The 13,799-nt window shown below is 58.8% G+C and carries 13 protein-coding genes; 4 read left to right on the plus strand and 9 right to left on the minus strand.

Going from position 1 to position 13,799, the window contains the following annotated elements; all coding sequences use genetic code 11:
- The 6 genes from ACZ0AZ_RS26795 to ACZ0AZ_RS26820 are packed head-to-tail and all read right to left on the minus strand — an operon-like array spanning position 1 to position 7,277.
- Entirely contained in the window at positions 1-1,104 is a 1,104-nt protein-coding gene (locus tag ACZ0AZ_RS26795; protein WP_016775461.1) for a hypothetical protein, read from the minus strand.
- Complete coding sequence (locus ACZ0AZ_RS26800) at positions 1,095-2,327, minus strand: MATE family efflux transporter (RefSeq protein WP_463538505.1); 1,233 nt, start codon at positions 2,325-2,327, stop codon at positions 1,095-1,097. Before ACZ0AZ_RS26800 ends, ACZ0AZ_RS26795 begins: the two co-directional genes overlap by 10 nt.
- Positions 2,324-3,436 (minus strand): polysaccharide pyruvyl transferase family protein, encoded by a 1,113-nt coding sequence (locus ACZ0AZ_RS26805; protein WP_041477306.1) that lies wholly within the window; start codon positions 3,434-3,436, stop codon positions 2,324-2,326. The genes ACZ0AZ_RS26800 and ACZ0AZ_RS26805 overlap by 4 nt, the downstream gene beginning before the upstream one ends.
- A gap of 15 nt (positions 3,437-3,451) precedes the next feature.
- Positions 3,452-4,534 carry a glycosyltransferase gene (locus ACZ0AZ_RS26810; protein WP_016775464.1) on the minus strand — a complete coding sequence of 361 codons (1,083 nt, stop codon included), beginning with the start codon at positions 4,532-4,534 and terminating at the stop codon, positions 3,452-3,454.
- A gap of 40 nt (positions 4,535-4,574) precedes the next feature.
- On the minus strand, positions 4,575-6,797 hold the full coding sequence (locus ACZ0AZ_RS26815; RefSeq protein WP_129999672.1) for a polysaccharide biosynthesis tyrosine autokinase: 2,223 nt from the start codon (positions 6,795-6,797) through the stop codon (positions 4,575-4,577).
- 39 nt (positions 6,798-6,836) lie between these two features.
- On the minus strand, positions 6,837-7,277 hold the full coding sequence (locus ACZ0AZ_RS26820) for a low molecular weight protein-tyrosine-phosphatase (RefSeq protein ID WP_039760729.1): 441 nt from the start codon (positions 7,275-7,277) through the stop codon (positions 6,837-6,839).
- A gap of 289 nt (positions 7,278-7,566) precedes the next feature.
- Here ACZ0AZ_RS26820 and ACZ0AZ_RS26825 point away from each other — a divergent pair, with 289 nt between their 5' ends.
- Both ACZ0AZ_RS26825 and tal read left to right on the plus strand, forming a co-directional pair.
- Positions 7,567-8,523, plus strand: a complete 957-nt coding sequence (locus tag ACZ0AZ_RS26825; protein ID WP_039760732.1) for a cellulase family glycosylhydrolase — start codon at positions 7,567-7,569, stop codon at positions 8,521-8,523.
- A gap of 202 nt (positions 8,524-8,725) precedes the next feature.
- Positions 8,726-9,652 (plus strand): transaldolase, encoded by a 927-nt coding sequence (tal, locus tag ACZ0AZ_RS26830; RefSeq protein ID WP_415761953.1) that lies wholly within the window; start codon positions 8,726-8,728, stop codon positions 9,650-9,652.
- A 129-nt stretch (positions 9,653-9,781) separates the two neighbouring features.
- Here the strand turns inward: tal and rssC are convergent, their stop codons facing one another.
- The 3 genes from rssC to ACZ0AZ_RS26845 all read right to left on the minus strand — a co-directional run bounded on the left by rssC (position 9,782) and on the right by ACZ0AZ_RS26845 (position 12,478).
- On the minus strand, positions 9,782-10,264 hold the full coding sequence (gene rssC / locus ACZ0AZ_RS26835; protein ID WP_003226553.1) for an anti-sigma factor antagonist RssC: 483 nt from the start codon (positions 10,262-10,264) through the stop codon (positions 9,782-9,784).
- Complete coding sequence (gene rssB / locus ACZ0AZ_RS26840) at positions 10,261-11,445, minus strand: two-component system response regulator RssB (RefSeq protein WP_039760746.1); 1,185 nt, start codon at positions 11,443-11,445, stop codon at positions 10,261-10,263. The genes rssC and rssB overlap by 4 nt, the downstream gene beginning before the upstream one ends.
- Before the next feature lie 343 nt (positions 11,446-11,788).
- Positions 11,789-12,478 carry an MlaA family lipoprotein gene (locus ACZ0AZ_RS26845; protein ID WP_039760748.1) on the minus strand — a complete coding sequence of 230 codons (690 nt, stop codon included), beginning with the start codon at positions 12,476-12,478 and terminating at the stop codon, positions 11,789-11,791.
- A 198-nt stretch (positions 12,479-12,676) separates the two neighbouring features.
- Between ACZ0AZ_RS26845 and ACZ0AZ_RS26850 the strand changes: the two genes are divergently transcribed.
- Both ACZ0AZ_RS26850 and ACZ0AZ_RS26855 read left to right on the plus strand, forming a co-directional pair.
- The gene (locus tag ACZ0AZ_RS26850; protein WP_310406599.1) at positions 12,677-13,297 is read left to right on the plus strand and encodes an HAD family phosphatase; all 621 of its coding nucleotides are present in this window, start codon (positions 12,677-12,679) and stop codon (positions 13,295-13,297) included.
- Positions 13,298-13,405: 108 nt separating this feature from the next.
- Positions 13,406-13,669, plus strand: a complete 264-nt coding sequence (locus ACZ0AZ_RS26855) for a DUF4404 family protein (protein WP_016775472.1) — start codon at positions 13,406-13,408, stop codon at positions 13,667-13,669.
- The last annotated feature ends 130 nt before the right edge of the window (positions 13,670-13,799 follow it).

A 13,799-nucleotide genomic window follows, 5' to 3' on the forward strand; every position in this document is an offset into this window, starting at 1 on the left:
TTAAGTGAGAATTCTTGATTCGACCTGCACCGGTTTGTTCGCGCGCAGCATCAAGCCCAAGCCGACGAACAACACCGGCACCACCATCGAGAAGTGCCGGGCGAAGGAGCCGAAGTCCGGCTCGAACAAGCCTTGCACCAACAGAAACGCCAGCGGAATCGCGATCAGTTCCTTGGGTTTGGTCTGGATCGGCGCGCCCTTGTAGTCGGTCGAAGTGATGACTTTGAACAGCAGCAGTGCAGTCATGATCATCAGCGCAACGAAGATCACCTGCCCCGGCCCGGACAGCAGAATCAGCTCAACCGGGAACGACAGCCGGAAGAAAATGATCATAGAGTCCAGCGCCTGGGAGACGAAGTCACTGCCGCTGAGCCACGAGACGATCAGCGATTTCGAGCCCTCCTCGCCCGCCGTGCGCAGCTCGTTGTTGCTCGCGCGGATCGATGACACCGGAAAGCCCAGCGCCAGCTGAATGGCCATGGCCACCGCCAGATAGAACAGGAACAGCATCAGAAAGAAGGTGAAGCGCGAGACGTACTTTTTCATCACGCAGACGCCGACCCACGACAGCGAAAACAGGATCCAGTACGGCCGGATCAGCACCCCGTAAATCACCGCCGAGAGGAAAAAACCGCCGCGATATTTGCGCGTCAATGCGCTGAGCAGAATGCTCAACACCGCCACCGACACGATGATTTCCTTGGTCAGGTTCTCGAGGAAAAACGAACGCACGATGCCCCACAGGCACAGGGTGCCGAAAATGGTCAGCGGCATGCGCCGAAACACCACCACCGGAATTGCAGTGAGGAAGAAATTGCAGAACATGCCGTAGGCCCAGGCGTTGGTCAGGTTGATCCCGGTGGGCCGCAGCAGGAACGCCGAACATTCGTAGGACGAGCGATCCGGCGAGAACGGGTTCCAGAAATTGCAGTTGTCGGCGCGCGCATATGACGACCACAAGGTCATCGCATCCGGCCCCGGATCACGCGGCACCAGCAACGGCATCGCCACTGACAGAAACAGCCCAGTGAACAGGATCAGAAAGGAAATCGACGAATCGAATTTGCGCCCACGAAACTCGATGCGCGGCAGTTTCAGGCCCATGACAGCGCAGCCTTTTTCGCGCCGCTGACACGGGTCAACACTGCAATCACACTGAGCTGCACGACGATGGCGAAAACGTTGCCCCACGCCGCGCCGTAGATCGAGTAATGCTTGATCAGCACATAGCTGACAGGCACCGAAATCAGCAGGCAGAGCGCCGCGCTGGCCAGCGACACCCGGCTGTTTTTCGAGGCAATCAAACCGCCCCAGACGATGTCGCCAATCGCCCGCAAGGCGAAGGAAAAAATCAGCACCGCGAGGAGCGCGTTATCCGGACGCGGCACGCTGGCGGCGACGTAATCGAGCAACACATTGAAAAACACATAGATCGCCACAGCCACAACGGCGGAGACCACCAGCGAGCGCATCACCCATTTGTTGACGAACAGTTGCCTGACCGTGAACGCCTGCTGGTCAGCCTGAAAACGCTTGGCCAACACCGGGATGCCGACCACCGCCACCACCGCATACGACAACGCCTGCAAAGTGTTCGCCGCCGACCACGCGTACACATATTTACCGAGGCTGGCGTAGGGCTCGAGGTCAATGATCAGAAAGCGCTCGGCGTACTGACTCAGCGCAATCAGACCGGTACCGAGATAGAACGGCAACCCGGCCTTCCACACCGTCGCGGTGTCCAGTGCCGCTGCTTCGCGGCCCTTGTGCACGTTCACCACGATCAGGTAACCGGCGATGATCACCAGCATGTTGGCGGCGACCCACAGCCACAACACACTGGCGATGCCCGCGACCCAGCCAAGCACCATGCCGCCCACCGCCAACACCGCCCACAGGCCGGTCTTGATGAAGAACAGCAGAGCGCCGGCGGTGGCTCTCTGCGCAGAAAACACGAAGGAATTGATTTCGAACGACAGGTGCTCAGTGAGCAGCACCAGGGTCACGCAAAGGATCAACGTGGCGGTTACTTCCACCGACTGGAACAGCGAATAGACCAGCACGGTCAGCACCGACAACAACAGCCCCACCGCCAGATACAGCAGCAGAACCTTGTCGACCACCCGCCGCGAACTGCCGCCGACGCTGATCAGCCGGTTTATTTCGGAACTGAAGCCGACGCTGTAGAACTTCGAAGCGATCAACGACGCCGCGACCACTACACCATAAAAGCCCAGCGCCTCGTAACCGAGGTAATGGGTGATGGCCAACACCAGCAAGAACTTCGCGCCCAAGGCTCCGCCGCGAAGCAACAGCCGAAATATCATCGAACGACACCCTTGATGATTTCGTCCATGGCCACGGTTTTCGCTTCGATTTCGCGGCAAGTGTCGGTCAGGCGCTTGCCGAAATCCGCCAAGGCATTGGGCGCGTAAACAGTGTTGATGATGGTGTCGACGTCGATATCGCCGCCGTTGATCACCCAGTCCTCGACGCCCATGTCCTGATAGGCGCCAAAACCTTTGCGCTCGTAGCTGATGTGATACGCCGGCACGCCGGAGAGCAGCGATTCGATGGCGCCGTGCAGACGCACCGAGATCACCAGGTCCGGTTGGTACTTGGCGATGGTTGCCTTCAGCGACAGCAGGTCTTCGTTGATGCCCAGCTCGCGGTAGAACGCGCCGTCATCGTTGCCGCGCACCGCGCTTTGCACCGCGCAGACCACTTTGCTCTTGTTCTTCAGACGCTGCAGCAGCAGTTTCAGATTGGCCACGTAGGCGACCTTCTTCTCTTTGCTCCACTCCGGCGGCTTGCGCAGCACCACGCATACCGTCGCCGGCGAGGCGGCGCAGCGGGTGAATTTCGGTTGCTGAAGAATCTTGCTCGCCAGCGACTGCACGGCCAGATCCGGCGCGCGGTAGACGTTTTCGCAAGCGTCAAAAATCGCCGAGGAACGGTTGTCACGCACGAACACCGCATCGGCGCTGGCGTAGTGTTCAACGATCTTGCTGCTCTCGCCGTGGAACGGGCCGATGCTCTGCGGCAGGTACACCGACGGCACTTTGCTGAGGATCGCGGTTTCCAGTTGCTTGGCGTGGCCGAGCTTCAGCTTGATGTGCTCGAAGGCACTTTTCGAGCGCATGTAACCGCCGCCGACACCGACGATCAGATCGGTTTTCTTCAGCAGATCGGCGAGCCCGGCGTAGGACTGATTGAGAAACACCGCTTGCTTGACCCGACCCAGACCTTTGGCCGCCATCACCGGCGCATCGAAACGCGGGTGCGGCAAGTAATTGAACGACTCGGGATCGGACGCCACGACACTGATCGCGGTGTCGTCACCGAAGTTACGCTGCACCAGAGCAATGGCCAGATCGACGAGCAGACCGTCACCGGAGTTGGACGCACTGTAGCCATGCAAAATCGTTACGTTCATAAGCTTGAGTTCTACTTAATAAGTGGGAGCGTGATACAGGTCGTAGGTCTGACGGATCATCAACGCGGCGCTGAAGCGTTCGCGGACAATGCTCCGGCCTTCATTGCCAAGGTCGAGCAGGCGCGGCTTCTGGATGATCGTCAACACGTCGGCCAGCGCCTGGTGATCGCCGGACGGAAAGACGTAGCCAGACACTTCGTTGGTGACCAGTTCCGGCAGCGAGGTGCAGTTGCTGGCAATCACCGGCAGCCCCATGGCCATGCCTTCAAGCGGCACCATGGCAAAGCCTTCCCAGCGACTCGGTACGATCAGCGCATCGGCTTTCTGATACAGCGCCTGCACTTCACTCGGGGTCACCCAGGGCAGGTACTCGACCGAATCCATCGGCGGGCACTCGACAGAGTCTTCGTTGACCGCACTGCCAACCACCGTCAGTTTGAGGTCGTTGCGATTGACCTTGGCGTAGGCCTTGAGCAGCACGTCGAAGCCTTTCTGGTAATCCAGACGCCCGACGAACAACAGATGAATCGGCTCGGCGCCAGCGCTTTTCGGCGCGTCATCCTTGTGATGAATGCCGTTGTAGATCAGCTTCATGCGCTTGCGCTCGATGCCGAAACGCGCGGCTTTATCCAGCTCGTACTGGCTGACGCAGATGATCACGTCGGTGACTTTCTGCAGCACCCGCTCGATCCACGCATAGACCTTCTGCTTGGTCGGCGAGCTTTCCATCAGGAACGAAAACGCATGGGGGCAGTAGACGATTTTCGGCTTGCGCCATGGTCGCAACAGCACGCACACAACACGGCCGATCACGCCGGAAAAGGTGCTGTGCAAATGCACGACGTCGGGTTTTTCCTTGAGCAGCACCTGGCTCAGACGCCAGGCGAAACGCAGCAGCGACGGCACGTTGCGGCCGCTGCGCGGGAAGGTGCGCACCTGTTGGGGGGCGATACCGTGCAGCTCTTTGGCCTGATCCTCGGGCACCAGATAGACCAGTTGATAATTCGCCGCGTCATCTTCGGGGGATGCCGAGATCGTGCGGATCACCGTCGCCACGCCACCTTTGATCGTCTCTGCCACGTGCAGTATTTTTTTCACAACTCACCCACTTCAAACAGGAAAGAACAATCGGCAACCATCAGGATTTGTCGGACGCGTATTCGTAGTTGTAATAGCCAGTGCCGCCGTAATAGCTGGCCGCACGCTTCTCGACGCCGTTGAACACCGCGCCTTTCAACTCGATGCCGTTCTGGGCGAAGCGGCGAATGGTCAGTTCGATCTCTTTGGCCGGGTTCACCCCGAAGCGGGTGACGATCAGGCTGATCCCAGCCTCGCGACCGACGATGGCGGCATCGGTCACCGCCAGCAGCGGCGGCGTGTCGATGATCACCAGGTCGTAGCGCTCGCTGAGTTGCGCAAGCAGCTCACGGAAGTTGGCGTGCATCAGCAATTCGGAAGGATTGGGCGGCACTTGCCCCCGGCTGATGAAATGCAGGTTGTCGACTTCGACTTTGTTGATCGCCTGCTCAAGGGTGCAGCGCTTGACCAGCAGGTCGGACAAACCATTGCTGATCGGCGTGTTGAGGGTTTTGTGCAGGTGCCCTTTGCGCATATCGGCATCGATCAGCACCACGCGCTGGCCGCTGAGGGCCATGACCGCCGCAAGGTTGGACGAAACGAAGGTCTTGCCGACCTGCGGGCTCGGGCCGGAAATCATGATGCGGTTGTTGGTCGAGTCGAGCCCGGCAAAGTGCAGGCAGGTGCGCAGGCTGCGGATCGATTCGATCGACAGATCGGTCGGGTTGCGCAGCGCCAACAGATACGCTGGTTTGTCGACGCCATCGCGGGCGCGGCCCTTTTTGTTGTCCTCTTCCTCCTGCAAGGCGCTGTAGGGAATCGACGCATACACCGGCAGGCCCAACTGCTCGATGCCTTCCGGGCCTTCGAGGCCTCGGCTCAGGGATTTGCGCAACAGCACCAGCGCCACGCCAACAAACGCGCCGAGTAATGTCGCGATCAGCACAATCAGCGCTTTCTTCGGTTTGATCGGGCTGGTCAGGTCGACATCAGCGGTATCGATCAAACGCACATTGCCAACGGCCCCGGCGCGGACGATGTCCAGTTCCTGAGATTTGTTAAGCAACTGCGTGTAGATCTGCGAAGCCACCTCGACGTCGCGGGTCAGGTTGAGCAGTTCCTGCTGAGTAGCCGGCAAGTCTTGAACCTTGCCTTCGAGGGATTTCTGCTGCTGGGTCAATTCGCCGATCTGCGTCATCAAGGCGCGATAGGCCGGGTGCTGTTTGGTGAACTTGCGATCAAGCTCGGCCTGCTGCATTTTCAGTTCGGAGATGCGCGTTTCCAGCGCTACCGACTGGCCCAGCACCGACTGGGTTTCCAGCGAGATATTCACGGTCTTGCCGTGGGTCTGGTAGGCATTCAGAGCGTCGCTGGCCTTGGCCAGATCACGCTTGACCTGGGGCAACTGGCTTTGCAGGAAGGCCAGGCTTTGCGCGGCTTCCGCCGAAGTGCGGCGCACGTTTTGCTCGACGTAGAGCGAGGCGATCTTGTTGAGGATCTTCACCGCCTCGGCCGCGTCGGAGCTGGCCAGCGCCAGACGAATGATCCCCGACTCCTTGCCCTGTTCGGAGATATCCAGCGCGTCCTGATAGCCCTGAATGGTCACGATGCGTGGATTGCGCACCACTTGAAAACGCGTGCCGGGGTTGGCTGCCAGTTGCGCGATCTGCCCTTCTACGCCGTCGTTGGCAAACGCTTCGCCAGCCACACCTTCGGCGAGCAGATTGTCGTTTTCATCAAACAGCTCAAAGCGCTGCTGCTCGCCGGCGATCAGGGTGAGTTTCTTGCCGAGCAGATCTTTCGGCAATTCCAGCCGAGAGAACTCCAAGCGCTCACCGCCCCAGGCATAACTGGTCAAACCGAAGCGCGGCGGCGCGACGCTGGTCTCGCTGTCACCGCGATAGCGCCGCGAAAGGAAGCCGCCGATCAACGGGAACGTGTTGGGGGTGACGTCGATATCCAGGCGCAGGTCGTCAACGGTTTTGCCGATCACCGCGCGGGATTTGATGATGCCGATTTCGGTCACCGACGGCGATTGCCCGCCGAGCATGCTGTTGAGGTCGGAGAAACCGAGCATGTCGTTCTTTTTCGGTTCGACCTGCACCAGCGCGTTCGCCAGGTACACCGGCGTTGCCAGCACCGCATAGGCGACGCCGGTGACCATGAAGGCACCGGTCAGCGCACCGATCAGCCACTTCTGGTCGATCAGGCTGCCGAAGATGCCGAGCAGATCAATACTGTCTTGATCATTGTCGCGGGTGCCGATTACGGACGGTAACTGCATAAGTCTGTTCTTACCATTTACTGTTCTGAAGAAGATTCATCAATGCCCGAGACGCTTCGCCCATGAACTAACCGCATCTTCAATCAATGCGTGGGCATGAATAAACGCGGCTTTGCCTTGACGATACGGATCATGTATTTCGCGCTCGCTCTGCCATTTACCGAGCAGAAACACTTTGCCTCTGGCGTGTGAGGCAATCTTCAGCACTTGATTAATGTGGGCCTTTTCCATGACGAGGATCAGGTCCGAGTCATTGACGATATCCGACGTCAGCTGCCGCGCCTTGAAGGCCTCGGCACAATGCCCGTGTTCTTCGAGAACCTGCCGCGCTGAGGCCTCGACCCCCTCGCCCACGCGCGCGGACAGGCCAGCGGAGGACACCGTGATGGCGGCAGGGGCCAGCGCGTTGCGCAGCAGCAGTTCAGCCGTCGGACTTCGGCATATATTGCCCACGCAGACAACGAGGATCTTTTTGAACAAGTCTTGCATTCCTGTGTAATATCAAACAGCCAACATGCCGTGAAAGTTAATGAACCCTCACGACTTTCCTGCACTCAGAAATAGCTTCGCCCTGTTAGTACAGGAACATTAAGTACCACAGCGTTTTAAGCCGCCCCAACCACAATTAGCGGACTAAAAATAACTGTGATTTTCAGTTGCTGTTTTCCTGACAAAAAATAACATTCACGCACTTAGTGCCATCACCGTTATCGGAAATTGAGTAACGGGATACCTATTCGTAGTTGTCATTCTCTTCAGGAGAGCAGACATGAAAACAGCACAGCGCAATAAACTCGCCGCCCTCGCCCTGATGGCGCTCGGTGCCACCAGTCAGGTTCACGCCAGTGAGCTGTTCCCCAACCTTCCAGCGAAAACCATCGGCGTTCAGGTGAAGATCCAGAGCTTCACCGCTGCCGATGCCGCGCAAATCAAGGCAGCAGGCTTCAGCTTTGTGCGCTTCGGCGTGTGGAGCGACAGCCTCACCGCCAAGACTTATCAAAAACAGGTCAGCGACGCCTTCGCCGCCGCCGCTTCCGCCGGGCTTCCGGTGCTGCTGACAGTGCGCGCAATCAAGGCACTGCCGGCCACGTCGCCCGAGGAGCTGAACGCCGCCGGCGGTAAGTTCGCCAACGCCGTGACCGGGCTGGAAAAATCCTGGAGTTCGCAATTGGTGGCGATCGAAATCTGGAACGAACCCGACCTGGAAACCTATTGGCCGACGCGCAATTTCGACACCACTTTCGTGCCGTTCATGGCTGGCATGTGCAAGGCCTTCGAAGGCCAGCCGCAGACGACACCACGGGTCGGCTTCGGCTTCGCTCGGCCGCCAAGCGCAGGCTCGGCTTCGACGGTGGCGATGAAAAGTATCGTCAGCGATTACCCCAAATGCCTGAACGCCGTTTCCTATCATCCTTATGGCATGACCGCCACGCAGATCAGCAACGCGCAGACGTTCATCCAGCAGAATTTCAATCTGCCGGGGGTGATCAGTGAATGGGGGATTTCGGCCCTCGCCTCAAACGGCGGGCCTGAGGGACAAGCGACCAAGATCAACGCGTTTATCGCTGACGTTAAACGTCTGAATATCCCGCTGACTTCTATCTATGAATGGAGGAACAGTGATTCCGGCAGCAATGATCGTGAGAAGAACTTCGGCTTTCTCACCTCCGACGGCCAGCCAAAACCGGCACGCTTGTCCGTGGAAGGTTTGTTGAACGCCGAATAGGTCGTGGGCAACCGGTCTGTTCACAGGTCGGTTGCTTTGAACCTGTGGGCTGTTTTGGCATCGTATTCAGCGACACCGCGCCCCACCTTTCAAACAATCGTTTTCAGGTTGTTGCCGCAGGGGCCATCGATCCACGAATGCACCCTTGAGTGCCTGTCAGCGCTCGGGTAATGTCTTCAGACCCATAGGATAGAGCACGCCCATGACTTCCAAGCTGGAACAACTCAAACAGTTCACCACCGTGGTTGCCGACACCGGCGACTTCGAAGCGATCGCCCGAGTCAAACCGACCGATGCCACCACCAACCCTTCCCTGCTGCTCAAGGCTTCGGCCATTCACGGCTACGCCGAACTGCTGAACGATTGCGTTCGCGACTGCAAGGGCGATGTCGGCCTGGCCAGTGATCGTTTCGGCGTCGCAGTGGGTAAAGAGATCCTCAACGTGGTTCCGGGCCGCATCTCCACCGAAGTGGATGCGCGCCTGTCCTTCGACCAGGATGCGATCCTCAAGCGTGCGCATCGTCTGATCGAGCTGTACGACAAGGCTGGCGTCAGCCGCGACCGCGTGTTGATCAAGATCGCCTCGACCTGGGAAGGCATTCGCGCTGCCGAGATCCTCGAGAAGGAAGGCATCCAGACCAACCTGACCCTGCTGTTCTCCTTCGCCCAGGCCGCCGCCTGCGCCGATGCCGGGGTGTTCCTGATCTCGCCGTTCGTGGGCCGCATCTACGACTGGTACAAGAAGGCCAACGGCAACGACTACACCGGCGCCGATGATCCTGGCGTGCAGTCGGTGACGCGCATCTACAACTACTACAAGGCCAATGACTACAAGACCGTGGTCATGGGCGCGAGCTTCCGCAACATCAACCAGATCGAACAACTGGCCGGCTGCGATCGCCTGACCATCAGTCCGGAACTGCTGGAGAAGCTGGCCGCCGACACCGGCAAGCTGGAACGCAAACTGGCGCCGGGCAATGCCGGTGAAGCGCGTCTGAGTCTCAACGAAGCGCAATTCCGCTGGTTGTCCAACGAAGACGCGATGGCCACCGAGAAACTGGCTGAAGGCATCCGTCAGTTCGCCCGCGACCAGGAGAAGCTGGAAGCGTTGCTGCAGGCCAAGCTGTGATTTGAGTTTGTAGAATGCAAAAAGGGCGAACCTGTGAGGGTTCGCCCTTTTTTATGGTAAGTGCTGATCAAAATGTGGGAGCGAGCCTGCTCGCGAAGAGCCCGGCCCATGCTTCCTCAATTCACTGGATCAATGCCGCTCCAGCGCATTCACCAGATCATGAAACGCTTCCCGATTGGAATCGTTCAGGCCCATGAGAATCTTGTGCGCTTCCAGCACTTTGATTCGCACCACTTCTTCCGACTGATCCTGATCCGGCAGGTCGTCCAGGCACTCCGGGCACGGCACCGGGTGGTTGACGATGTTGAACACCTGCTCAAAGCCCATCGATTGCAGCAGACGGGTGATGTCTTCGTGGGTGGTGACAACCGTCGGCAACAGGCCGACCTTCTGCCGCGACAGGATCGACAGTTTGGCCAACAGACCCAACGTCGTGCTGTCGATGCTGCGGGTTTCGGTCAAATCGATCACGATCGCGTTGAAATTCAACGCGGTGAAGATTTTCTCAATAGTCGCATCCAACGCCGAACACAGGGTCAGGCGAACTTCACCGACGAACTTCAGGACAAAGGTGCCGTCCTGCTCGGCGAACTGGATTCTACCGGTACTCATTGAAGATTCCTGCTCAACACCAACAGGGCGATATCATCCGGCATCTCCCCTAGCGTGGCCAAACCAAACACTTGCCGCAGACCATCCAGGCTGCCGCCCGCTGACTTCACCCGTTCAGGCAAAGCAGCCTCTTTTTCTTTGAGCGTTGCTTCTGGCAAAAGGTCCAGAATGCCATCAGACATCAGCGTCAGGCTGAACGTCGGCGGCAGCTCAAGCACGTGGTCTTCGTAGGTGGCTTCATTGAACAGCCCCACCGGCAGGCCACGGCCCTCGAGATAACGAACACTGTCAGGCGTGTACAACACAGGCAAAGGCAGATGGCCGCCAATGCTATAGGTCAACAAACCGGTCTCCTCGTCGATGACTCCACCGACCATTGTGACGTGTTTACCCAGCTTACAACTGATCAGCCCCCGGTTGATATGACCGAGCACTTCCGAAGGTTTGAACTCCGGCAAGGTACCGCTGCGTTTCGATTCGAAGAGCAAACGCGTGGTCATGAACTTCAACAGCACGGTGACGAAGGCTGATGACGCGCCATGCCCGGAAACATCCGCCAGGTAAAACGCGACCCGGCGCTCGTCGACGCGGAAATAGTCGACAAAATCACCCGACAGGTACAACGACGGGATGATCTGGTGGGCAAAGTGGAATTCGTCGATGCTCCACGGGCTTTCCGGCAGCATGTTCATCTGCACCTGGCGACCGGCGTTCTGGTCCTCCTGGAGCAGGTTCAGGCTGGCTTCGAGCTCGCGATTGGCCTTCTCCAGCTTCTCGCGGTAACGCTGGTTTTCCAGCAGCAGCCGCGCTCGATCCAGGGCCCGACGCACAGAATGCTCGAGCACAGCCAGATCTTCGAGAGGCTTGATCAGGTAATCCGCCGCGCCCAGGCGCAGGGCCTCGACCGCGTCGTTCATCACCCCGGCACCCGAGACGACGATAACTGGCGTCTCTGGCGAGCGCTCGGTGACCTGACGGATCAGTTCGAGACCGCCCATCTGCGGCATGCGCAGATCGCAGATGACCAGATCGGGCTCGTCTTGCTCGAATACCTGAAGACCCTGTTGACCGTTGCCGGCCTGCAGGACGCTGAAACCACTGTCTTCCAGATAGGCCGCGAGGCTCGCGCGCACTACCTCGTCATCATCGATTATCAGCAGCGTGGCACTGGTTTTTGGCATGTGGGCAAACGGCGCCAGAATTAGGTTGGCGTAGTGAGCGGGGCAACGGCCCTGCGCAGACTACTGGATTCGCTTTCTAGCCTCTCTGCTGCAGCACTTTCAAGCATTCGCCTGGCGCGCGGTTTTAAACAGAGGTGCCCTTCTAAGGCGCAGACGGTACTCCCATCCGCAGAGCGTTTCAAGCATGCGCCGATTGTCGCTTGACGACTTTGTTTGTCAAATCACCGGGAGTTATAAGAACCGCTCCAAGCGTAACCCGATGGAAGGTAGCGACGGTCACTGGCGATGCCCTGCCGCGCACAAAAAAGGCGACCCGAGGTCGCCTTTCTGTCACCGGTCGAAATCAGAAATCGTCTTCGACCTGACCGTCCTTCACCTTGAACTCGCGGTTCTGCAGGTAAGCATTGCGGATGAAGGTGTATTTGTCGCCACTGATCAGCTTCTCGCTCGACAGCAGGCTGGCGCGGGTGTCGACGATGTTCAGGCCGAAGATCGAGTTACGCGTCGGCACGTGATCGATGTAGCGGTACGCGCCGGTGAAGCTGTCGACGTATTTCGACGGTGCATCACGCAGGGTGCTCGGCCCCATCAGCGGCAGCATTACGTATGGGCCGCTGCCTACGCCCCAGTAGCCCAACGTCTGACCGAAGTCTTCGTCGCTGCGGTTCAAGCCCATCTTGGTGCCGACGTCGAAGAAGCCGAGCAGACCAAAGGTGGTGTTGAAAATCAGTCGGGCGGTATCAACGCCAGCGGCAGCGGGTTTAGCCTGGAGAACGTTGTTCGCCAGGTTGGTGACGTCGCCGACGTTGCGGAACATATTGTGGATGCCGTCTTCAACGAATTGCGGAGTGATGAACTCATAACCTTGCGCCAATGGCTTCAGCGCGTAGGTGTCAACGAAGTCGTTGAACTGGAAAATCGGCCGGTTGACGCTTTCCCAAGGGTCTTCTTCGGTGGCCGCCTGGGTGGCGAACGGCGCCAGCAACAGGCTGGCACAAACACTTAGCTGAGTGAGCGAAGGGCTCCAGCGCATAGAAAAACTCCTTGGATTTGATACTGGCGCGGACGCTCGGCCCGTGCGTTGAGGCCGCTAGTATAAGCGTAAACGGCGATTTGGGCAGTGCGCCGCAGCAAGGATATGCAGGAAGTTTCCTACGCCGACTTTCACAGGGCTGTCATGCAACTGTCACCCGCGCGCCCTAGCCTTGAGCGTTATTTCAGGGACGTTGCCATGACACACGCCGAAACCTTGCCCGTCGCCGCGCCCCGCCTGACGGCCGTACTGTTCGGCCTCAGCGGCTGCCTGGTGGATTTCGGTGCACGGGCCGCGCAGCAGACCCTCGCCCAGACGCAACACACCGAAGCCACCCCTGGCGCACTCGATAGCCTGAAAAGCTTGCAGCGTCAGCAGATTCCCTGCGCATGGCTGGATGAGTTACCCCCTGCCCTCGCTCAGTCACTGGCCGCCTCGCTGCCGGACTGGATCAAGCCGACGCAACATTCAGCAACAATGAATCCATGGCCGGCGCCCAATGCATGCTGGCAAGCCTTGATGGATCTGAACATCGACCGACTCGATGGCTGCGTGCTGGTCAGCGGTGAGCCGCGCCTGTTGCAGGCCGGCCTGAATGCCGGGTTGTGGACGATTGGGCTGGCATCCTGTGGCTCGCTGTGCGGCCTGAGCCCGAGCGAGTGGCAGGCTCTGTCGCAAAAGGAGCGCGAACAGTTGCGCGGCAAGGCAACCGTGCAGCTGTTCAGCCTGGGCGTGCATTCGGTGATCGATCATCTCGGTGAACTCGACGCCTGTCTCGCCGATATCAGCCTGCGCCGCGCCAAAGGCGAAAAGCCCTGATCGACGTCATGCAGGTTTACCCAGAGTGGATTAATCTAAAGGTCAGCCATAGACCTTTGGCGCGCGGCTGCGGTCAATGCCAGTGCCTATTGATAAAAGGAAACCACCATGCCCGCCCAAGAACTGCAAAAACAGCTCGATACCCTGCGCGAGCAGCTGGAACACAATCCACCGCTGTCGGAAGCCGAGCGTGAGGATCTGCATGCGCTGATGGCGCAGATCGAATCGGAAATCCAGCTGGAAACTGCCACGCAGGACGCGAGCATCGCCGACGGCGTGAACCTGGCGGTCGAGCGCTTCGAAGTCGAACACCCGGCAATCGCCGGCACCCTGCGCAATATCATGAATACGCTGGGCAGCATGGGCATCTGACGCCCGCCGCACAAAAAAGCCCTGCCAGCGATGGCAGGGCTTTTTCATTTGCAAAATGTGCATGCAAGCCCTTGTGGGAGCGAGCCTGCTCGCGAAGGCGTCGTGTCAGTCGACATCATCGTTGAATGAC

Source organism: Pseudomonas sp. AC239, assembly GCF_979258545.1.

Coding starts and splice junctions, on each gene's coding strand:
- ACZ0AZ_RS26795 (WP_016775461.1), bottom strand. CDS start 1,104: ATGGGCCTGAAACTGCCGCGCATCGAGTTTCGTGGGCGCAAATTCGAT.
- ACZ0AZ_RS26800 (WP_463538505.1), bottom strand. CDS start 2,327: ATGATATTTCGGCTGTTGCTTCGCGGCGGAGCCTTGGGCGCGAAGTTC.
- ACZ0AZ_RS26805 (WP_041477306.1), bottom strand. CDS start 3,436: ATGAACGTAACGATTTTGCATGGCTACAGTGCGTCCAACTCCGGTGAC.
- ACZ0AZ_RS26815 (WP_129999672.1), bottom strand. CDS start 6,797: ATGCAGTTACCGTCCGTAATCGGCACCCGCGACAATGATCAAGACAGT.
- ACZ0AZ_RS26825 (WP_039760732.1), top strand. CDS start 7,567: ATGAAAACAGCACAGCGCAATAAACTCGCCGCCCTCGCCCTGATGGCG.
- tal (WP_415761953.1), top strand. CDS start 8,726: ATGACTTCCAAGCTGGAACAACTCAAACAGTTCACCACCGTGGTTGCC.
- rssC (WP_003226553.1), bottom strand. CDS start 10,264: ATGAGTACCGGTAGAATCCAGTTCGCCGAGCAGGACGGCACCTTTGTC.
- rssB (WP_039760746.1), bottom strand. CDS start 11,445: ATGCCAAAAACCAGTGCCACGCTGCTGATAATCGATGATGACGAGGTA.
- ACZ0AZ_RS26845 (WP_039760748.1), bottom strand. CDS start 12,478: ATGCGCTGGAGCCCTTCGCTCACTCAGCTAAGTGTTTGTGCCAGCCTG.
- ACZ0AZ_RS26850 (WP_310406599.1), top strand. CDS start 12,677: ATGACACACGCCGAAACCTTGCCCGTCGCCGCGCCCCGCCTGACGGCC.
- ACZ0AZ_RS26855 (WP_016775472.1), top strand. CDS start 13,406: ATGCCCGCCCAAGAACTGCAAAAACAGCTCGATACCCTGCGCGAGCAG.